Below are 21,279 nucleotides of genomic sequence, written 5' to 3'. Positions count from 1 at the left end.
CTGCCGAGGGTCTCCTTCGAGGCCTGCCGGTTCAGACCGCCGAAAAAGATATCCATATCACCGAGCTTCTCAAAGGATTGAGCGAGCTCCAGGTTTCGCACGACCATTTTAGCGACCTCAACACGCGTGGGGGAGAGCTAACTCGCCATGACGTTGGCATTCAGTTGGTTTCGCTGGTGGGACGTGCCTGTCCAAAGCGCATGGACTCATCAATCGAATGTCGGAAGATATTGATATTAAAGTTTTGCTTTCTCCAACTTCCAAACCGCTGAAGAAGGGGCGCGGAGACCGTGTCCGCTTAATCGCATTACACGAAGTTCTTCCCTCATTGTTGGCGACGCTGGGATTCCCGTTGATCGAGTACTCTGACGGAGGTGAAAATCCGCGAATTCGCGATGCGCACCGTTACTACGTGGTCGGGGCCGCTTATAAGTCGGCATATGACCAACTCCCAAGTCTACGGCCCGAGCTTAAGCTTGAACTGATTCAACGTCACCTTCTTTTGCCACTCGAAAAGCGAGAGTTCGGCTACCTCTATGAATCGTTGGCGGGTATTGCGCCTAGCACAACGCTCTCGATTGATTGCATTTCAGTGGCTGAGACCACGGCGGAAAAAGTTCTGTCCTTGCTGCGACGTTGCGCATACAAATGGGATGGCCACCAGACTAAAGGAGATATCGACCCCGCGCTGGTGCGGCATGTCTACGATGTCGCCAGGATTTCGGAGCAGTCGGGTGATTCACTTGCGGCCGCCAGGGACATCTTCCCACAGCTTGTCATGAGCGACCGAGATGAATTCAAAGGGCAAAACCCCGAATTCGATGTCGACCCCGTGTCTGTGCTTAAGCGGACTTTGATTGCAGCGAAAGAAAATGGCGAGCTGAAAGAGCGCTACATGCGAAACCTCATGCCACTTGTCTATGACCTTGACCCGCCGAGCTTCGAAAATTCCTTCGCTTCCTTTGAAGCCGTGGCGCACTATTTTCTGGCCGCTTGCTAATAGTTTGCGGGTGGCTTCCTAATTCTCCAGCCTGGTTGGAGAAAGCCACGATTGATGCCGACTGTTGGGTAAAAATTCCGCGCATGAGCCCGGCCTTTTCATCGGCGCCATATCCACTCTGTCGAGTCAGCACGGTTGCGATCCAAAGGTAGAAGGACATCATGTAACACTGGAATTCTTCAAGAATTGGGTCTCCTGCTTATTGACACCCTGCCACGGATTCCATACGCCCGCCTTGCACATCCGCATTCTCCGCCAGCAAGGCCGTGAGCCAGCCGGCAAACGCCTGCAGCTTGGGCGTGGCCAGCCGCCCTTGCGGCGTCAGCAGCGACATGGGCATGGGCGTCGGCGGGTGGTCGGTCAGCACGGCGATCAGCACGCCGCTGTCGAGGTGCTCGCGCACCTGGTACACGGCCGCCTGCGCCAGTCCCAGCCCCTGCAAGGCGCAGGCAACGCTGGCGTCGGCATCGTTGACGGCGATGGGGCCGGCCATCTGCACGCGCACGACCTCCTTGCCTTGCAGGAAATCCCAGTCGAAAGCGCGTCCCGTGCGGCCCGAGTAATGCATGACGCCGTTGTGCGTGGCCAGGTCCGCCAGGGTGTGCGGCGTGCCGTGCCGTGCCAGGTAGGCGGGCGAGGCGCATGTAACGAAGCGCATCAGGCCGACCTGTTTGCCGATGAAGGCGGAATCTTGCAAAGTGCCCACGCGCAAGGCGCAATCGATGCCTTCCTGCGTCAGGTCGACCAGGCGGTCCGTCAGGCTCAGCTGTAATTGCACGTCCGGCCAGGCGGCGTGGAAGTGCGCGATATGCGGCATGACGAGGCGCCGGCCCACCGTATTGGGCAAGTTGATGCGCAACAAGCCGCGCGGTTTTGTCGCGTCGGGGCCACGGAAGGCCAGTTCCGCCGTGTCGACGGCTTTCAAAATATCGATGCAGTGGCGAAAGTACTCGGCCCCTTCCGGCGTCAGGGACAGGCGGCGCGTGGTTCGCTGCAGCAATTGCGTGCCCAGGTAGGCTTCCAGCTTTTGCAGGGTGGCCGTCAGTGCGGCACGCGGCAAATTCAAGGTCTCGGCCGCCTTGGAAAAGCTGTTGGCTTCGACGATGCGCACGAAGGTCTGCATGGCCTTGATCTTGTCCATAGGATAGCTTCCATTCTAATTGTTCATCTTATGTGAAAAGTGTAAGTAGATTATGCGCTAATTATCTTTGCCCCGGTTTTGCCTAGAATGGCGACATCCCTACCGAACCGAGGAAACAACATGAACAAGGCCTCATCTATGACTCCCCACGACATTGCGCCGGCCATGGTGCTGCTGCTGGCCGTCGCTTCCGGCCTGATCGTGGCCAATCTGTATTACGCGCAAACCCTCGTCGGGCCCATCAGCGCCTCGACGGGCCTGTCGGCCAAGGCGGCCGGGTTGATCGTCACGCTGACGCAAGTAGGCTATACCCTGGGCCTGCTGTTTGTCGTGCCCCTCGGTGATTTGCTGGAAAACCGCCGCCTGATCATCACGGCCTTGCTGGTGACGGCCACGGCCTTGGTGGCGGCGGCCCTGAGCACGGGCGCCATCGTGTTCCTGGCTGCCGCGCTGGCCATCGGCCTCGGTTCCGTGGCGGCGCAAGTGATCGTGCCGTTTGCCGCCCACCTGTCGCAGGAAGCGACGCGGGGGCAAACCGTGGGCAAGGTCGTCAGCGGCTTGTTGCTCGGCATCATGCTGGCCCGTCCCGTGGCCTCATTGGTGGCCGCGCACGCCAGCTGGCACGTGGTGTTCGGCGGCGCCGCCGTGCTGATGGTGCTGCTGGCGCTGGTGTTGCGCCGTGCCTTGCCCGTGCGCCAGCCCGTGTCGACCATGCGCTATCCGGCCCTGATGGCGTCGCTGTGGCACTTGCTGCTGGGCACGCCTGTACTGCGCCGCCGCGCCGCCTATCATGCGGGCCTGTTTGGCGCCTTCAGCCTGTTCTGGACCGTCACGCCGCTGGTGCTGGCCAGCCCCGCGTTCGGCCTGTCGCAAACGGGCATCGCCATCTTTGCCCTGGTGGGCATGGCGGGCGCCGTTGCCTCGCCCATCGCCGGCCGCCTGGCCGATGCGGGCCATACCTTGCCGGCCACGGCCGCCGCGCTGGCGCTGGGCATCGTCGCGTTTGCCTTGCCGATGTTCGCCCCGGAATCGCAACATGTGGCGCTGGGCTTGCTGGTGCTCGCTTCCATCGTGCTCGACATGGGCGTGGCCGCGAATCTGGTGCTGGGCCAGCGCGCCATCTTCAGCCTGGGCGCGGAAGTGCGGGGCCGCCTGAACGGGCTGTATTTCGCGCTGTTCTTTGCCGGCGGCGCGGCTGGCTCGGCCATCGGCGCCTGGGTGTACGCCAGCTATGGCTGGCAGGCAACCTTGCTGACCGGCATGGCATTTCCGGGCCTGGCCCTGCTGGTGTGGCTGGCAGAATTTTTACCGCTGGCCACGCGCCGCCCGGCTTGAAACCCTGATGCCCGCTCATTATCACTGATGGATATTTCTATCATCATGAAGATAAAGTGGCGTGATATGCCGCGATGCCGCAAGATGCACTTGTCTCCTCTATCTCCTCCAAGGAAATAGATTCAGCCCGCTCCCGCAGCGGGCTTTTTTTTGCCTTTTTACATTAAATCACCACCAGATCGAGCGCGCGCATGAAGTTGGCCGCCTGCGCATGCGTGATGACGGCGCCTTTCAGCAACGCCGCTTCGCTCAATTTGAAACCGTCGATATCGGCGCCGCGCAAGTCCGCGCCCTGGAACTTCGCCAGTTTGATGGTCGCGTTGCGCAAGCTGCCCCCTTCGAAGACGGCGTCGCGGAAGTCGCAGCCGGCCAGGTAGGCATCGGAAAAATCCAGCTGCTTTAATGTCGCCTTGCGGAACGAGAAGCCGCGCAGGTCGGCGCCCACCAGCAGGCTTTCTTCGAAGGTGAGGCCCAGGTGGGCCGCTTCCTCGAACGAGGCGCCCGTCAGCTTGCAGCCGCGGAACGTGACCGAGGCCAGCTTGGCGCGCCGCCATTTTGTGTTGTTCAGGTCGCAGCCTTCGAAAATGGCGTCGACGGCGTCGACGGATTCGAAATCGGCGCTGCCGGCGCGGCAGCGGCGCCAGGTGCTGCGTGCCAGCTTGCTGGCAAACAAGTTCGTTTCGGCAAAGGTGCAGCGTTCAAACGTGCAGCCCTGCAAATCGAGGCGCGACAAGTCTTCGCCGTCGAAGGCGCAATCGATGAAGTGGTGCACTGATTGGGCCAGTTGCTGCTCGATGCCGGCGCGGTCCAGGGTCATGCTGTTTGCTGCGGTGTCGTGTGTTGCCATCCGTCTCATTCCTAAAGTAAAAAAGCAGGGGAGGGATGGCGCGGCGGAAAACATGCACGAACCAGAACACCTCCCCGGCTGGTGTAACAGCCAAAGGTCAGCGCCGTGGGTCCGCGTGGGCGGGAGCATGCCGGACGGTGCCGGGCACTTACCGGGTTACCAACCGGTGCGCTCATTTTCGATCAGCCTGCATTGTAACGGCTCTGCAGCACCCTTGCCAGTGCTGGATAAAGCGGGTTAATATCGTTACAGGTACACCCATTGTACCAACGTCGCTCGGACGGATCCGGGCGCTTACGTATAGAGATATCATGACCGACAGCCAAGCTCCGCGCAGCTTTTCGCGCATCAATCGCCTTCCCCCCTACGTTTTCAATATCACCGCCGAGCTCAAGATGGCCGCGCGCCGCCGTGGCGAGGACATCATCGACATGTCGATGGGTAATCCCGATGGCGCCACCCCGGCCCACATCGTCGACAAGCTGATCGAAACGGTGAAACGCCCCGACACGCACGGTTATTCCGCCTCCAAAGGTATTCCGCGACTGCGCCGCGCCATTGCCCATTGGTACAAGAAGCGCTACGAGGTCGACATCGACCCGGACAGCGAAGCCATCGTCACCATCGGCTCGAAAGAGGGCCTGGCGCATCTGATGCTGGCGACGCTGGACCGGGGCGACACGGTGCTGGTGCCCAATCCCAGCTACCCGATCCACATCTGGGGCGCCGTGATCGCGGGCGCCGATATCCGTTCCGTGCGCATGGGGCCGGGCGTGGATTTCTTTGCCGAACTGGAACGCGCGATCCGCGAAAGCTACCCGAAACCGAAGATGATGGTGCTGGGTTTTCCGTCCAACCCCACGGCGCAATGCGTGGAACTGGAGTTTTTCGAGCGCGTCGTCGCGCTGGCGAAGCAGCACAATATTCTGGTGGTGCATGACCTGGCGTATGCCGACATCACGTTCGATGGCTGGAAGGCGCCGTCGATCATGCAGGTGCCCGGCGCGCGCGATGTGGCGGTGGAGTTCTTCACCATGTCGAAAAGCTACAACATGGCGGGCTGGCGCATCGGTTTCATGGTGGGCAACGCGGAACTGGTGTCGGCCCTGGCGCGCATCAAGAGCTATCACGACTACGGCAGTTTTACGCCCGTGCAAGTGGCGGCCATCGCCGCGCTGGAAGGCGATCAAAGCTGCGTGACGGAAATCTGCGCCCAGTACCAGCGCCGCCGCGACGTGCTGGTGAAAGGCTTGCATGAAGCGGGCTGGATGGTGGAAAAGCCGAAGGCGTCGATGTACATCTGGGCGCATATCCCCGAGGCTTACCGCCACCTGGGTTCGCTGGAGTTTGCCAAGCTGCTGCTGCAAAAAGCCAAGGTCAGCGTCTCGCCCGGCATTGGTTTCGGCGAATACGGCGACGAATACGTGCGCTTCGCCCTGATCGAAAACGAGGCCCGCGTACGGCAGGCGTTGCGGGGCATTAAGAATATGTTGCGTTCCGGCGACGCAAAGACGGCAGCGACAGCATAGAAGTTGCCGCATGGAATGAACTGTTGCCCCTAATATCACTGCCGCGTATTTCTGACATCACGAATATAAAGTGGTTCTATATGCTGCAACGCGGCATCATTCATCTGTCTCCTCTATCTTCCTCCAAGGAAATAGATTCAGCCCGCTCCCGTAGCGGGTTTTTTTTTGCCTGGAAATGCATATTTGTTGTCTGAAGAGTATTTTGTGGACCTTGAATGGCAATGCATGTTTCAATGCGCGGCTATCCTCCTATGAAAGTCCGACATGGCACATGAAAATCTCAGCAAAGGACAGCAAAAAGTTCCTGAGGCGGACACGTTTTTCATCAATAGCGATGCAACGTCAAATAATGAGTTCAGTTTTCATAACGAATGGTTAGTCAGGGGCGTTGCGGTGACCAGTGGCGGCCCCGAGTTCCTGGAAAAGATCAAGCGGCCCAAGCGCGGTGACACCCTGCTGTTATGGGTAAACAAGATCGGTATTGTTGCTGCTGGCACGGTGCTCGATGACGCGCCAGTCATTGTGTATCGCGGCGGGGGAGTGGTCAGTCCGAATGAACCGGAAGAGTATCACCGCATGATGCGCTGGTATGCGGATCTGCGCAGTACGCCTGTTTCCTCGGCCGAAGTCGTCGTGTTTCACGGCACCAATCCCCGACAAGCTTTCGGGGCCTTGAACAAAGGGAAGGAAGCCATCCTCGCATTGATCGCCAGCAGGGTGGAGCAAAATGATATCCATGATTTGCTTTCGAGGGGGAAGGGGCGATCAACGGAGATAGAAATACTGTGCCAGGCCCGGCTCGGCCAAGGCAGGTATCGGGACGAATTGCTCGCATTGTGGGACAGGAAATGTGCTGTAACGGGTTGCGATCTTGAGCCGGTTCTGCGTGCTTCGCATGCGCTGTCCTGGCAAGGAGCCACTGATCAGCAGCGGCTTGATCCGCATAACGGCTTGCCGCTGATCGCGACCCTGGATGCCTTGTTCGATCGGGGCCTGATCAGCTTTGCAGATGATGGCGCCATGCTGTGTTCCCCCTCGCTGCTGGGGCGGCATCGCGAACTCATCGGTTTGCCTGCTCCGTTGCGCATCGTTTTGAAGGAAGAGCAGAAATATTATCTGCGCATGCATCGGCAACGCTTTGCGTTTTGTTCGCCGCCCCAGGATTGAACAATCATCGCTGCGCTGCCCTGTATTTCTCTGTCGATGGCGCTGCATTTTTCCTTGTCCGTTTGAGATATGGATAATTCATATCTCCACTATCACAACATGTAATTGGATTGATAGGCTGCAATGCGGCATCATGCATCTGTCTCCTCTATCTTCCTCCAAGAAAATAGATTCAGCCCGCTCCCGTAGCGGGCTTTTTTTTGCCTGTCGCCGTCACACAGTGCAAGTAGCCGATGCCGTCGTCCGTTTCAGCGGCTCAGGCGTGACCCGCGCAAGACGGCCAGATGTATTCGAGCATGATTTCACATGAGCTATATTCATGGATATATAAAATATTATCATTATTTTTAATGGATGGAAGCTTCTATGATGTGTGCATACTTCATAAGGAGCACCGCCATGACCGTCACGACACACAATCTGGGTTACCCGCGCATCGGCGCCAAACGCGAATTGAAATTCGCCCTGGAAGATTACTGGAAGGGCCAAAACAGCCTGCAAGCGCTGGAAGGCCAGGGCGCCGAGTTGCGCCAGCGCCACTGGCAAGACCAGGGCGCGCTGGACCTGGTGCCTGTGGGCGACTTTTCTTTCTATGATCAGGTGCTGGACCTGAGCTTTGCACTGAGCAACTTGCCGCAGCGCGTGCGCCACCTGACTGGCGCGGCGCTCGACAACTATTTCCGTGTGGCGCGTGGCCGCTCGGCCAGCGACAGCGATTGCAGCTGTGTCCACGCCGGCGAAATGACGAAATGGTTCGACACGAATTATCACTACATCGTGCCGGAATTTTCGGCCGACACGCAATTCAAGCTCGACAGCAGCCGCCTGTTGCAGCAACTGGCGCAAGCGCGCCAGCTCGGGGTGAAAGCCAAGCCCGTACTGATCGGCCCCGTCACCTATTTGTGGCTGGGTAAGGCCAAGGATGATTCCGACAAACTGGCGCTGCTGCAAGGCTTGCTGCCCGTCTACGCGCAATTGCTGCAGGAACTGGCCGCACACGGCGTGGAATGGGTGCAGATCGATGAACCGATACTCGTCACGGAACTGGGCAGTGAGTGGCGGCAAGCGCTGGTGACGGCCTACGCGGCTTTGAGCAAGGTCAATCACGTCAAACTGCTGCTGGCCACGTATTTTGGCAAGCTGCAAGACAATCTGGAACTCGCGTGCAAGCTGCCCGTGCAAGGCTTGCACCTCGACGCCGTCAACGCCCGCGATGAGGTGGAGCAAGTGATCGCGCAATTGCCCGCCACCAGCGTCTTGTCGCTGGGTGTGGTGAATGGACGCAATATCTGGAAGACGGATTTGACGGAAGTGCTGGCGTGGCTGGAACCCGTGCATGCCAGCCTGCAATCGCGCCTGTGGATCGCGCCGTCGTGCTCGCTGCTGCACGTGCCCGTCGACCTGGACAGCGAGCAAAAGCTCGATGCCGATATCCAGTCCTGGCTGGCCTTTGCCCGTCAAAAACTCGATGAAGTACACACCATCGCCGGCGCCCTGAACCATGGCCGCGCTTCCGTGCAGGCGGTGCTGGATGCTAATCATGCTGCCGTGCAAGCGCGCCGCCAGTCGAGCCGCGTGCACAATCCGCAAGTGAAGGCGGCCGTGGCCCGCATCGATGCGACGTTGGGCCAGCGCGTGAGCGGCTATGTGGAGCGTGCCGCCAAGCAGGCTGCGTTGCTGCAACTGCCGCTGTATCCGACGACGACCATCGGTTCCTTCCCGCAGACGGCGGAAATCCGCCAGGCGCGCAGCCAGTTCCGCAGCGGCCAGCTGGACGAAGCCAGCTACAAAAAGCTGATGCAGGGGGAAATTGCCCGTTGCGTCAGGGAACAGGAAACCCTGGGCCTGGACGTCTTCGTGCACGGCGAAGCGGAACGCAATGACATGGTGGAGTATTTCGGCGAACAGCTCGATGGCTACGCCTTCAGCCAGTTCGGCTGGGTGCAATCGTATGGTTCGCGCTGCGTGAAGCCGCCCATCCTGTTCGGCGACATCAGCCGTCCCCGCGCCATGACGGTCGAGTGGAGCACCTACGCCCAGTCGCTGACGGACAAGCCGATGAAAGGCATGCTGACGGGCCCCGTCACCATCCTGAACTGGTCCTTCGTGCGCGACGACCAGCCCCGTTCCGTGTCGTGCTACCAGCTGGCGCTGGCCATGCGCGCCGAAGTGCTGGACCTGGAACAGGCCGGCATCCGCGTGATCCAGATCGACGAGGCGGCGCTGCGCGAAGGCTTGCCACTACGCAAGTCGCAATGGGCCGAATACCTGCGCTGGGCCGTGGAATCGTTCCGCATCACGGCCAATGGCGTGGCCGACGAAACGCAAATCCACACGCATATGTGCTATTCGGAATTCAACGACATCATCGCGCAGATCGCCGGCATGGATGCGGACGTCATCACGATCGAAACCTCGCGTTCCGACATGGAATTGCTCGACGCCTTCGACGATTTTAATTATCCGAATGAAATCGGCCCCGGCGTCTACGACATCCACTCGCCCAATATTCCGAGCCAGGAACAGATGGTAAATCTGATGCGCAAGGCGGCCGAGCGCATTCCCGCGCAGCGCCTGTGGGTCAACCCCGATTGCGGCTTGAAGACGCGCGGCTGGAAAGAGGTGATTCCCGCGCTGGCGAACATGGTGGCGGCGGCAAAAACCTTGCGCGGCGATAACGCGGCCTGAGGCTGGCCGGGGAGGCAGATATAGGGAATAGCTATTTCTATCATCACAACATACAATTGGATAATGATGCTGCGATGCGGCATCATGCATCTGTCTCCTCTACTTCCTCCAAGGAAATAGATTCAGCCCGCTCCCGCAGCGGGCTTTTTTTTGTCTGCTTTCACGGCCGCATCCTAATATAGGCTTGTTTAACCATAAACATACAAGGAGACAAAAGCTCATCATTTTGGGCACGGTCTGAACAAGATATTGATGAATCATATTTCTATCATCACAACATACAATTGGATTGTTATGCTGCGACGCGGCATCATTGCACCTGTCTCCTCTACTTCCTCACAGGAATTAGATTCAGCCCGCTCCCGTAGCGGGCTTTTTTTTGCCCGTTTTTGAGCGCATCAACATGCGCACGCTTGCTTGTCATCATCGCCATCGTGTTGCTTTTGTGCATGCTAAACTGGGCTTTCTCCAGATCAAGGTTGTCTGATGCTTCAATTATTTCGCCACACGCTGGAGTCCACGCCCATCCTCGCCCTGTTTCTCGTCATCGGTGCCGGTTATGCGCTGGGGCGCATCAGCGTGTTCGGTTTTTCGCTGGGCGTGGGTGGTGTGCTGTTCGCGGGGCTGGCGCTGGGTGCCTTCGCCCCCGCCGCCGTGCCGCCGCCGATGGTCGGCTCCATCGGCTTGCTGCTGTTTCTGTATGGCATCGGCGTGCAGTATGGCGTGCAATTTTTCGCCGGCTTGCGCGGTGCGGGGCAAAAACACAACCTGATCGCCTTTGCCGCCGTCATGGGCGGCCTGGCCGTTTCCGTCTGGGGCGGGCAGTGGATCGATATCTCGCTGCGCATGGCCAGCGGCGTGTTTGCCGGCGCCATGACCAGCACGGCGGCCCTGCAGGCGGCGCTGGAAGCGTCGCACGGCAATGGCGATGCGGCCGTCGGCTATGCCGTCGCGTATCCGTTCGGCGTCGTCGGCCCCATGCTGGGCCTGTATCTGGCCGGGCGCATCCTGAAACCGGTCCTGACGCCGCCGCCCGCGCCCATCGTTGTATCCGAAATTACCATCGACGAAGCGAAATTGGCGGGCGCGGCCCTGTCCGAACTGGCCGATGGCCCGTTGGCTGGCGTGCAAGTGATCGGCGTGCGCCAGGGCCACCAGAACCGCTTGCCCGATCCCTCGCTGGTGCTCGGCGTGGGCGACGCGCTGATGGTATCGGGTACGGTGGCGGGCGTGGAAGCGGCGCGCACGGCGCTGGGCCACCTGGACCCGGGCCGCCTGATGAAGGACCGCAGCGCCTTCGACGGCACGGAAGTGTTCGTGTCGGACGCGGAAATCGTCGGCGTGCCCTTGGGCGAGCTGAACCTGGCGAAAGACTTTCCCCTGCAAATCGCGTTCATCCGCCGTGGCGACGCCATGATCCTGCCACACCCGTTTCTGACGCTGGAATTCGGCGACCGGGTGATGGCCATTGCGCCAGCGAAACATGCGGCCGACGTGCGCAAGCTGTTCGGCAATTCCATCACGGCCACGGCCGAGTTCAGCTATGTCTCGCTGGGCATGGGCATGGTATTGGGTGTGCTGCTGGGCCTGGTGCCTATCCCCTTGCCGTGGATAGGCTCGTTCAGCCTGGGTTTGGCCGGTGGTCCGCTGGTGATGGCGCTGATCCTGGGACGCCTGGGCCGTGTCGGCAAGATCAGCTGGCGCTTGCCCCTGTCGGCCAACCTGGTCATGCGCAACTACGGCTTGACGATTTTCCTCGCCTCCGTCGGCATGGCGTCCGGTTTACCGTTCGTGCAGCAAGTGGGCGCCGATGGCTTGCCCATGCTGGCGCTCGGTGCCGTGACGGTGCTGGTGGTGGTGGCTCTCGTGGTGATTCTGGGCAAGATCTTCCTGCGCCTGCCGTTTCCCGAATTGCTCGGTATCGCGGCCGGCGCCACGGGTAACCCGGCCGTGCTGGTGTTCGCCAATCGCCTGGCCAAGTCGGATCGCCCGAACCTCGGCTATGCGATGATTTTCCCCAGCATGACCATCGTCAAGATCGTGGCCGTACAGGTGCTGCTGCATTTGTATGGCTGATTACTGACAGGAGCGATCATGTCAGGGGTGAGCTTTGAATGGTTCAATCATTGACGCGGAGGAAAAACATGCAAGTCAAGCGTATCGTTGCCAATGTCTCCGCGTCGGATCCGGGCCTGGCGCGGAGGTTTTACGAGGAGGTGCTGGGCCTGAGCCTGCTGATGGACCACGGCTGGATCATGACGTATGGTGCGCAAACCGAGATGAGTGTTCAAGTGAGCTTCGCCACGCAAGGCGGCTCGAACACGGCCGTGCCAGACCTGTCGATTGAAGTCGATGACGTGGATACCGCATTTGCACGCATGGTTGCCGCAGGGTTTGCCATCGAGTATGGGCTGAGCGATGAGCCCTGGGGCGTCAGGCGCTTTTTCGTGCGCGACCCTTTCGGCAAGCTCATCAATATTCTGTCGCACACATAGACGAGATGCCAACGGCGGCTTCGGGCCGCCAGTCGGCCAATTTCACTCGGCGCCGGTATGCGTAAAAGCCCTGGCGCCGCTCCCAATCTGTTGTACAATCCTTGAGAACGGTCGTGCTTTTTTGTGCGCTGAGCTTCCTTGCGTGCAGTCATCACGGCAACCGATAAGAACAAGGAGACAGACATGGACCTGCATTACACGGCCGAGGAGACGGCGTTCCGCGACACGCTGCGCGCCTTCCTCGACACCCATCTGCCGGCGGACTTGCAGCGCAAGGTGCGCCAGCATTTGCGCCTGGTCAAGGACGACTACGTGCGCTGGCACAAGATTGTCGCGCAACAAGGCTGGGCCGCGCCGGCCTGGCCCGTCGAACATGGCGGCACGGGCTGGACCTCCGTGCAGCGCCATATCTGGGAAGACGAGTGCGCGCGCGCCGCCACGCCGCCCATCCTGCCTTTCGGCATCAACATGGTGGCGCCTGTCATCATGGCCTTCGCCAACGCCGAGCAAAAAGCATACTATCTGCCGCGCATTTTGAACTGCGACGACTGGTGGTGCCAGGGATACTCCGAGCCCGGTGCCGGTTCCGACCTGGCCTCGCTGAAAACCACGGCCCAGCGCGACGGCGACCATTACATCGTGAATGGCCAGAAAACCTGGACCACCTTGGGCCAGCACGCGGACATGATTTTTTGCCTGGTGCGCACCGATAGCACGGTACGCAAGCAGGAAGGCATCAGTTTCTTGCTGGTCGACATGAAAACGCCGGGTATCAGCGTGCGCCCTATCATCATGCTCGATGAAGAACATGAGGTGAACGAAGTCTTTTTTGACAACGTGCGCGTGCCCGTCAGCAATCTTGTCGGCCAGGAAAACAAGGGCTGGACCTATGCCAAGTATCTGCTGGGCCACGAGCGCACGGGCATCGCCGCCGTCGGCCGCTCGAAGCGCGAGCTGACTTTCCTCAAGCAGCTGGCCATGCGGCAAACCAAGCGCGGCGCGCCGCTGCTGCACGATCCCGCGTTTGCCGCCAAGGTCGCTACCCTGGAAATCGAATTGATGGCGCTGGAAATGACGGTCTTGCGCGTCATCAGCGAAGAGGGCAAGGGGCCGGGGCCGCAGGCGTCGATGTTGAAGGTGCGCGGCTCGGAGCTGCAGCAGCAACTGACGGAACTGATGGTGGAAGCCATCGGCCCGCAAGCCTTGCCTTTCGACCCGGCATTTCTCGACGGCAGCGCGCCGCACAGCAGCGCCGGCGACGACCTGGCCGCGCCGCTGGCCGCGTATTACTTCAATTACCGCAAGACATCGATCTATGGCGGCTCGAATGAAATCCAGAAAAACATCATCACGCAGATGATCCTGGGCCTGTAAGCCAGAAGGAGACGACATGGACTTCCATTTTAATCAGGAACAGCAGCAATTCGCCGACGCGCTCAGGCGCTGGGTCGACAAGGATTACCCGTTTGAAACGCGGCAATCCATCATCCATTCCGCCACAGGCACGTCCGATGCCGCCTGGGCCACCCTGGCCGAGCTGGGCATGACGGCCTTGCCGCTGCCGGCCGGCGCGGGCGGTTTCGACGGCACGGCCGTCGACATGCTGCTGGTGATGCAGGAACTGGGCCGTGGCCTGGTGGTCGAGCCGTATTTTGCCACCGTGCTGGGGGCGCGCTTTTTGACCCTGGCGGGCGGCCACGATGGCGTGCTGGAACAGGTCGCCAGCGGCAGCCTGAAGCTGGCTTGCGCGCTGGGCGAACGCCAGTCGCGCCATGACATGCACGATATCGCCACCACAGCCAGCGCCAGCGGCGACGGTTTCGTGCTCGACGGCGAGAAAACCGTCGTCATCCACGGCGCCCAGGCCGGTGCGCTGGTCGTCTCGGCGCGCAGCGGCGGCGGCCAGGATGAGACGGACGGCATTTCGCTGTTCCTCGTGCCCGTTGACGCGCCCGGCGTTTCCGTGCGCGACTACCGCACCATCGACGGCCAACGCGCCGCCACCGTGACCCTGGTGCAAGTGGTGCTGGGGCAGGACGCGCTGATCGGACAAAAGGGGCAGGGCTGGCCCGTGCTCGATGCCGCGCTCGACTATGGCGCCGCCCTGCTGTGCGCGGAAGCCGTGGGCGCCATGGACGCCATCTTTGCCGCCACGCTCGACTACTTAAAGACGCGCCAGCAGTTCGGCGCGCCGATCGGCAAATTCCAGGCCTTGCAGCACCGCATGGCCGACATGTTCATTCACTTGGAGCAAGCGCGTTCGATGGCCATGCTGGCCGCCGCCAAGGTCGACAGCGAGGACGTTGCCGAGCGGCGCCGCACGGTGTCGGCCGCCAAGGCGAGAGTCGGGCTGGCCGCCACCTTTGTCGGCCAGCAAGCCGTGCAATTGCATGGCGGCATGGGCGTGACCGATGAATTGCCTGCCGCTCACCATTTCAAGCGCCTCTCGATGATCGCCCTGACCCTGGGCGACGTGGAGCACCATATCGAGCGCTTTATCGCCCAGCCGGGCTTCTTGCCGACGGAGATCGCATGACCGCATTGACGGAAATCAAACCCAAGCATTGGTATTTCGAAGATTTTACGCAAGGCATGGAAATCGACCTGGGCCAGCGCCACGTGACGGAAAAGGAAATCATCGCCTTCGCCACGGATTTCGATCCGCAACCTTTCCACGTCGACCATGCGGCGGCGGAAAAAACCATCTTCAAGGGCGTCATCGCCAGCGGCTGGCATACCTGCGGCATGATGATGCGCCTGGTGGTCGACAACTTGCTCAAGCACTCGTCCAGCATGGGCTCGCCCGGCCTGGACAGCATCCGCTGGCTCAAGCCCGTGCGCGCGGGCGATACCTTGCAGCTGACCTACCAGGTCAAGGAAGTGCGGCCATCGACGTCGAAGCCGGACCGCGGCATCGTCATTTCCGTGTGGAGCGTGCGCAACCAGCATGGCGAAGTGGTGACCACGGTGGAGGGCATGGGCATGTTCGGCCGCCGTCCCTTGGAACAAGGGGAGCCGTCCCGTGCGTGATATCGCCGGGATCGCCGGTTTCCAGGCATTGGCGGGGCAGCACGTGGCCGTGTCCGACTGGCTCACCATCACCCAGCAGCGCATCGACACCTTTGCCGACGCCACCGACGACCATCAGTGGATCCACGTGGACGCCGAGCGCTGCGCGCGCGAGTCGCCGTACGGCTGCACCGTGGCGCACGGTTTTTTGACGTTATCTCTGTTGCCCGCCATGCTGCAGGGAGCGTTGCACATGGCCGGCATCCGCATGGCCATCAACTATGGCTTGAATAAAGTGCGCTTTCCCGCGCCCGTGCCCGTCGGCAGCCGCCTGCGCGCGCGGCTCGACATTCTTTCCGTCGATGACGTGCCGGACGGGGCGCAAGTGAACTGGGCCGTGACCATGGAGCGGGAAGGCGACACGAAACCCGTGTGCGTGGCGGAGTTCCTGATGCGCTGCTATCCCTGAGCGGCAAGCTGAGCCCACATCGTAGGTCGGCGTAGGTCGGTTTAGCCCGCAGGGCGTAAGCCGACGCAGGTGCGTGCGCCTCCTCTTTACTCCCCCTCCGACGCGCAATACCTGTCCCGCCCCGTATGCTTGGCGCGGTACAGCAGGGCGTCGGCGGCGCGGATCAGGGCGCTGGGGGCCATGCCTTCCGTGGGCATGACGCTGGCCATGCCCAGGCTGACGGTGACGTGCGGGCCGACGCTGGACCTGGCGTGGGCAATTTCCAGCGCGCGCACTTCGTCGAGGATGCGCTGGGCCACCACTTCGGCGCCTTCCCTCGTTTCCTGCGGCAGCAGGATGATGAATTCCTCGCCGCCGTAGCGCGCCAGCAGGTCGGGCGGGCGCACGGCGCAGCGGCGCAGGGCGGCGCTCACCTGCTGCAGGCACAGGTCGCCCGCCTGGTGGCCATACGTATCGTTGTAATCCTTGAAATGGTCGATATCGGCCATGATGATGGCCATCGGCACGCCGTCGCGCGCGCAGCGTCGCCATTCGCTGTCCATGGCCTCGTTGAAGCTGCGCCGGTTGGCCACGCCCGTCAGTGTATCGGTCAGCGACAGCTCGCGCATGGCGTCGGCCTGCCGCTTGATGGTCAGCTGGCTGCGCACGCGGGCCCGCACGACGGCCGCGTTGAACGGCTTGGTGATGAAATCGACGGCGCCCGCTTCCAGCGCCCGCGTTTCGTCTTCGGGCTGGTTCAGGGCCGTGACGAAAATGACGGGGATGGCGCTGAGGATGGCCGATTCGCGCAGCGCGCTGCACACGGCATAGCCATCCATGCCGGGCATGACGGCGTCGAGCAGGATCAGGTCCGGCAGTTGATTTTGCGCAATTTCCAGCGCCTTTTCTCCGCTCAGGGCGAACAGCACCTCGTGTTCTTCGCGCAGCAGCTGGTGCAGGATCTGGATGTTTTCCATGGCGTCATCGACGATGAGGATGCGCCCGTTCATGGCAAGGTTGGTCCAGCTCACTTGTTTTCCTCTCGTTTCAGCTGATCGAGCACGAGTTTTTCCGCCTCGGTAAAATTCAGCGTTTCAATCGCATGTGCCATCGCCAGCGCCGCTTCCCGGTCTGACTGTTGCAGGGCTGGCTGCAGGGCGTGGAACTGGGCCAGCGCCTTCAGGTTATTGTTGCGGATCAAGACAAGCAGCTCGGCCAGGCCGGCGCGCAGGTCGACCGGTGCGCTGCCGGGCGCGTGGGGCGCCGGCTGTCCGCGCCGCAGGGGCGAGGGCAGGGCACGCGCCGCTTTGATGACTTCGGCCATCGCCAGTTCCAGCTGTCCCAGCAAGGCGGCCGTGGCGTGCGCGCGGCCCCCTTGCAGCGCCTTTTCCGTCTCGGCGGCCAGGCTGGCGACATGCGTGGCGCCCAGGTTGGCCGCCACGCCGCACACGCGGTGCAGCAACTGCGCCGCCTGCCGCGCCTGGCCGGCGGCCAGCAGGCGCCGCGTGTCCTCGACGGCGTCGCCTTGCGAATTTTCAAAGCGCTTGAGCAGGGCCAGGAAGGCGCCGTAATCGCCGCCGAAGCGCTGCAGGGCCGCCGCCAGGTCGATGCCGGGCACCGTGGCCGGCAAGTCCAGCGCCTGCGTGACGGCATCGGCTGCCTGCACGGCGCCATCGTCCCTCGGGGGCGACGGCACCAGCCGCGTCAGTGTCTCGATCATTTCGTCGACATCGATGGGCTTGGCAACATGCGCATTCATGCCGCTGGCGATGGCGCGCAGGCGGTCCTCGTCCATGGCATTGGCCGTCATGGCGATGATGGGCAAGTCCGGCAAGCCCAGCGCGCGGATGGCCAGGGTGGCGTCATAGCCATTCATGACGGGCATCTGCAAATCCATCAGCACCACGTCCCAGGCCTGCGGGGTTTGCGCCAGCAAGTCGACGGCCAGCTGGCCGTTGGCGGCCATGGCCACGCGCTCGCCCGAGTGCAGCAAGATGTACTGCGCCACTTCCTGGTTGATTTCATTGTCTTCCACCAGCAGCACGCGCATGCCTTCCAGCAAGCCCGACAGGGGCGTGGACACGGGCAGCGCGGACGGGGCGCTACGGCCATTGCGTCCATCGCGCACGGCCGTCACGGCCGCCAGCAGGCGCGCCGGGGTGGCCGGTTTCGAAACGATGCCGGCCAGCATCAGGCTGTCGGCCAGGCGTTCGAGGTTGTCGCTGTCCTGGTCGGCCACCAGCATGATCACGGGCGGCAGCGCCAGGTGGGCGTCGGCGCGCGCCTCGGTGAGCATGGAAATGCCATCCATGCCGGGCATGGCCGCGTCGAGCAGCATCAGATCCGCCGGCGGCAAGCCGTCCAGGCCGCTGGCGCTGGCGCGCAGCAGCGCCAGGCCGGCCGCGCCGCTGTCGGCGCTGCGGCTGTGCCAGCCCTGCGCCGCGCACCAGTCTTCCAGCATGGCGCGCACGCTGGCATTGTCGTCGATGATCAGCAGCGACAGGGCCTTGGACGTACTCTTGCCCGGCGACTCGGGCGGCGGCGCCACCTTGTCGAAGCGGCAGCTGAAGCGGAAGTCGGAACCCTGGCCCAGCGCGCTTGTCACGCTGAGTTTGCCCCCCATCAATTCCACCATGCGCCGGCAGATGGCCAGCCCCAGTCCCGTGCCGCCATATTTGCGGCTGGTGCCGCTGTCGCCCTGGGAAAACGCGTCGAAGATGCGTTCCTGTTCGGCCGCGGCTATGCCGATGCCCGTGTCGCGCACGGAAAACTCCAGCGTGGCGCTGGCCGCATCCTCGGCCACCATGCCGATGGACAACACCACTTCGCCATGCGCGGTGAATTTGACGGCGTTGCCCACCAGGTTGATGAGGATCTGTTCCACGCGCAGGGCGTCGCCGAGCAGTTCATCCGGCACATCGGCGCCGAGCACGAAGACGGGCTCCACGCCGCGCGACCAGGCGTTGCTGGCCAGCAAGACGGCTACGCTGTCGAGCATGCGTTCGAGCTGGAAGCGCCGTTGTTCCAGCAGCATCTGACCCGCCTCGATCTTGGAAAAATCCAGCACGTCGTTGACGATATTGAGCAGCGACTGGGTCGCCATCTGGATCTTGCCGACATAGCTGCGCTCGCGCCGTTCCAGCGGCGACTCTTCCAGCAGGCGCGCCAGGCCGATGATGGCGTTCATCGGCGTGCGGATTTCATGGCTCATGTTGGCGACGAATTCGCTTTTCGCGACGCTGGCCGCCTCGGCCTTGTCGCGCGCGCGCACCATTTGCTCGTTGAGTTCATGCAGGCGCAATTCCGTGCGCTTGAGTTCAGAGACGTCCGAGGCCAGCACGAAGAAGCCGCGCACGCCGCCGCCGTCGTCGACATCGGGGATATAATTGGTCCACGTGTGGCGCACCTGGCCCGTCGGGTCGAGCAGGTCGCGCTCGAAGCTTTGCGGGCGGCCCGCCAGCACGCCTTCGACATGGGGCGCATACACGTCGAACAGTTCCTGTCCCAGCAATTCGCGCATGTGGATGCCGTCCATCTCCGCGCTGCTGCGGCCAAACCATTCGTTATAGAAATTATTTGCGAAGCGGCAACGCAGATCGGCGCCCCAGTATGACACCATGCCGGGCAGATTGTCGGTGACGGTGCGGATGAAGCGTTCGCTCTGTTCCAGGCGCCAGGTGGTGGCGTGCAGCACCTCGGCGGCGCGCTTGCGTTCCGTGATATCGATCGATACCCCCAGCACGTGGCTGGCGCGCCCCGCATCGTCGCGCAAGACCACCTTGCGCGTGGTGAAGTGGCGCGTGGTGCCGTCGGCCGTGTTGATCGCTTCCTGTTCGATTTCCACCATCTGCCCCGTGGCCAGCAGCTTGCGGTCGGCGCTGACGAAGGCCGCCGCCTGCTGTGGCGGGAAGAAGTCGTGGTCCGTCTTGCCCAGTAATTGCTCGCGCGAGCGTCCCAGGGTCAGTTCCGCGTGGCGGTTGACCATTTCAAAGCTCAGCTTGTCGGCGCGCTTGACGAAGACCATGGCCGGGATGTTTTCGATGATGGTGCCGAACAGATGTTTCGAGTGGCGGAATTCCGCTTCGCTGCGCTTGCGCTCGCTAATGTCCAGCCACAGGCCCGACACGCCCAGCAATTGCTGCTCGGGACCGAAAATCGGGTGATACGAGACGATCCAGTGGCTCAGCTGCTCGCGCTGCCGGCCGCTGTGGCCGTTCAACTCCATGTCGACGATGGGCGTGCCCGTTTCCAGCACCTGGCGCACGCAGCGCTCGACGTCCGCGCGCACGGCGTCGTCGCACAGCATGGCGCCCACGGGACGGCCCAGATGCTGCGTCACGCTGGCGCCGTGGATGGCGGCCAGGTAGTGGTTGATCATGACGATGCGCAAGTCCAGGCCCACGAACAGCATGCCGATGGGTGCCGTCGCGTACACGGTTTCCAGCAGGCGCGTGGATTTTTCCAGGGCCAAGGTGCGTTCGGCCACCAGGCTTTCGAGCTGCGTGCGGTGGCGCCGCAGGTCGCGTTCCAGCGCGCCCAGGGCGGCGGCCATGTCGGCCGATTCGCGGTCCGCGTGCTTGTTCGAGAGCAAGGGTTTGCCCTGCGCCAGCGCCTGGATCTGCAAGGTCAGTTCCTGCAGGGTGCTGGCCAGGCGGCTGCCCACGCGCCAGGCCAGGGCAAAGCCCGCACCCAGCAGCAGGGCCAGGATGGCGGAACCCGTGACTACCGAGCCCAGCAGCGCCTCGGCCACCGTGCTGCTGCGCATGGTGACGGTCACCGTCCAGCTGTCGTCGGGAGCGCGGCGAAAGCCCGTGTAGACGTCCAGGTTTTCCAGGGTGGCATGGCGCAGCACGCCCTCGCGCGCCTGGCGTATCTGTTCCAGCAGGGGGGCCACGCTGCGCTGGCCCACGTAGCGCTGCGGCGCCAGAGTGCGCGCCACGTTGATGCCGTCGGCATTGATGATGGCCGCGCCCAGGTAGGCCGGCAGGTGCAGTTCGCGCAACAGCAAGGGCAGGTAGTCGGGCGGGTACAGCGCCGTCAATACATGGGCGGCACCCTGGGCGCGCGGCAAGGGCAGGTTCAGCGCCAGCCGCGGCACCTCGTCCGGCGCCATGAGCAGGCTGGTCAGCCGCGGCTTGCCATACTCGCGCGTGCGTTCCATGCTGGCGGCCCATTTTTGCGGCAGGGGAGGTGGTGCCTGGCTGGCGGGCAGGGCAGTATTGATCAGCTGGCGTCCCCTGGCGTCGGAAACGATGAAGGCGCTGACGGCCATGCCTGGCTGCAACAGGCTGTCGGCCAGGATGCGCAGGGCGCCGATGTCGTCCGTTTGCAGGGCGGGCGAGGCGGCGAGGATGCGCGCGGCCATCTGGGCGCCGTTCAGGTCGCGTTCGACGGCGGCGGCGACTGCCCGCGCCGCCTGCGCCGTTTCGCTGACGACATGCTCGCGTTCGCGCGTGTAGCTTTGCGCCACGAGCAGCAGAAACACGAGCGCCGTCGGAATGACCCAGGCGAGCACCAGCCATGAAATTCTTGAGCGTATCGAAGGCAAATCTTGCACCCGGAAAGCTCCCAGAATGGATGAGTCGACAGGCAGGCTCACGCTGGCGCTGGCTGACCTTGA

At 62.3% G+C, this 21,279-nt stretch carries 14 protein-coding genes and 1 pseudogene; 11 read left to right on the top strand and 4 right to left on the bottom strand.

Annotated elements, in window-relative coordinates:
* Window positions 1-181: 181 nt before the first annotated feature.
* Window positions 182-1,000: pseudogene (locus K0F86_RS23475) on the top strand (nucleotidyl transferase AbiEii/AbiGii toxin family protein); the annotation flags it as partial.
* 199 nt (window positions 1,001-1,199) lie between these two features.
* Here K0F86_RS23475 and K0F86_RS23470 read toward each other — a convergent pair.
* Complete coding sequence (locus tag K0F86_RS23470) at window positions 1,200-2,141, bottom strand: LysR family transcriptional regulator (protein ID WP_219136562.1); 942 nt, start codon at window positions 2,139-2,141, stop codon at window positions 1,200-1,202.
* Window positions 2,142-2,279: 138 nt separating this feature from the next.
* Between K0F86_RS23470 and K0F86_RS23465 the strand changes: the two genes are divergently transcribed.
* On the top strand, window positions 2,280-3,476 hold the full coding sequence (locus tag K0F86_RS23465; protein WP_257572326.1) for an MFS transporter: 1,197 nt from the start codon (window positions 2,280-2,282) through the stop codon (window positions 3,474-3,476).
* A gap of 163 nt (window positions 3,477-3,639) precedes the next feature.
* Here the strand turns inward: K0F86_RS23465 and K0F86_RS23460 are convergent, their stop codons facing one another.
* Window positions 3,640-4,323 carry a pentapeptide repeat-containing protein gene (locus K0F86_RS23460; RefSeq protein WP_257572325.1) on the bottom strand — a complete coding sequence of 228 codons (684 nt, stop codon included), beginning with the start codon at window positions 4,321-4,323 and terminating at the stop codon, window positions 3,640-3,642.
* A 311-nt stretch (window positions 4,324-4,634) separates the two neighbouring features.
* On the opposite strand from K0F86_RS23460, the gene alaC reads away from it, so the two are divergent.
* The 9 genes from alaC to K0F86_RS23415 all read left to right on the top strand — a co-directional run bounded on the left by alaC (window position 4,635) and on the right by K0F86_RS23415 (window position 15,680).
* On the top strand, window positions 4,635-5,852 hold the full coding sequence (gene alaC, locus K0F86_RS23455) for an alanine transaminase (RefSeq protein WP_219136560.1): 1,218 nt from the start codon (window positions 4,635-4,637) through the stop codon (window positions 5,850-5,852).
* Window positions 5,853-6,116: 264 nt separating this feature from the next.
* Complete coding sequence (locus tag K0F86_RS23450; RefSeq protein ID WP_219136559.1) at window positions 6,117-7,019, top strand: HNH endonuclease; 903 nt, start codon at window positions 6,117-6,119, stop codon at window positions 7,017-7,019.
* A gap of 399 nt (window positions 7,020-7,418) precedes the next feature.
* A complete protein-coding gene (gene metE, locus K0F86_RS23445) occupies window positions 7,419-9,707 on the top strand; it encodes a 5-methyltetrahydropteroyltriglutamate--homocysteine S-methyltransferase (RefSeq protein WP_219136558.1) in 2,289 nt (762 codons plus the stop codon).
* Between the two features lie 486 nt (window positions 9,708-10,193).
* Window positions 10,194-11,783: an aspartate:alanine exchanger family transporter gene (locus K0F86_RS23440; protein WP_219136557.1), complete on the top strand. Its 1,590-nt coding sequence runs from the start codon at window positions 10,194-10,196 to the stop codon at window positions 11,781-11,783.
* A 68-nt stretch (window positions 11,784-11,851) separates the two neighbouring features.
* On the top strand, window positions 11,852-12,202 hold the full coding sequence (locus K0F86_RS23435) for a VOC family protein (protein ID WP_219136556.1): 351 nt from the start codon (window positions 11,852-11,854) through the stop codon (window positions 12,200-12,202).
* Between the two features lie 183 nt (window positions 12,203-12,385).
* Window positions 12,386-13,576, top strand: a complete 1,191-nt coding sequence (locus K0F86_RS23430) for an acyl-CoA dehydrogenase family protein (protein WP_219136555.1) — start codon at window positions 12,386-12,388, stop codon at window positions 13,574-13,576.
* 16 nt (window positions 13,577-13,592) lie between these two features.
* On the top strand, window positions 13,593-14,738 hold the full coding sequence (locus tag K0F86_RS23425; RefSeq protein WP_219136554.1) for an acyl-CoA dehydrogenase family protein: 1,146 nt from the start codon (window positions 13,593-13,595) through the stop codon (window positions 14,736-14,738).
* Window positions 14,735-15,232 (top strand): MaoC family dehydratase, encoded by a 498-nt coding sequence (locus K0F86_RS23420; protein ID WP_219136553.1) that lies wholly within the window; start codon window positions 14,735-14,737, stop codon window positions 15,230-15,232. The genes K0F86_RS23425 and K0F86_RS23420 overlap by 4 nt, the downstream gene beginning before the upstream one ends.
* Window positions 15,225-15,680, top strand: coding sequence for a MaoC family dehydratase (locus K0F86_RS23415; RefSeq protein ID WP_219136552.1), 456 nt, complete (start codon window positions 15,225-15,227; stop codon window positions 15,678-15,680). The genes K0F86_RS23420 and K0F86_RS23415 overlap by 8 nt, the downstream gene beginning before the upstream one ends.
* 86 nt (window positions 15,681-15,766) lie before the next feature.
* Here the strand turns inward: K0F86_RS23415 and K0F86_RS23410 are convergent, their stop codons facing one another.
* Both K0F86_RS23410 and K0F86_RS23405 read right to left on the bottom strand, forming a co-directional pair.
* Window positions 15,767-16,690, bottom strand: a complete 924-nt coding sequence (locus tag K0F86_RS23410; RefSeq protein WP_219136551.1) for a diguanylate cyclase — start codon at window positions 16,688-16,690, stop codon at window positions 15,767-15,769.
* Window positions 16,687-21,174 (bottom strand): PAS domain-containing protein, encoded by a 4,488-nt coding sequence (locus K0F86_RS23405; protein WP_219136550.1) that lies wholly within the window; start codon window positions 21,172-21,174, stop codon window positions 16,687-16,689. The genes K0F86_RS23410 and K0F86_RS23405 overlap by 4 nt, the downstream gene beginning before the upstream one ends.
* Window positions 21,175-21,279 lie beyond the last annotated feature (105 nt).

Origin of the sequence: Janthinobacterium sp. UMAB-60, from assembly GCF_900095235.1 — a bacterium.
Lineage (GTDB): Bacteria > Pseudomonadota > Gammaproteobacteria > Burkholderiales > Burkholderiaceae_D > Janthinobacterium.
Note: the sequence above shows the minus strand (reverse complement) of the source record. Positions and strands in the feature narration are given on the sequence as shown.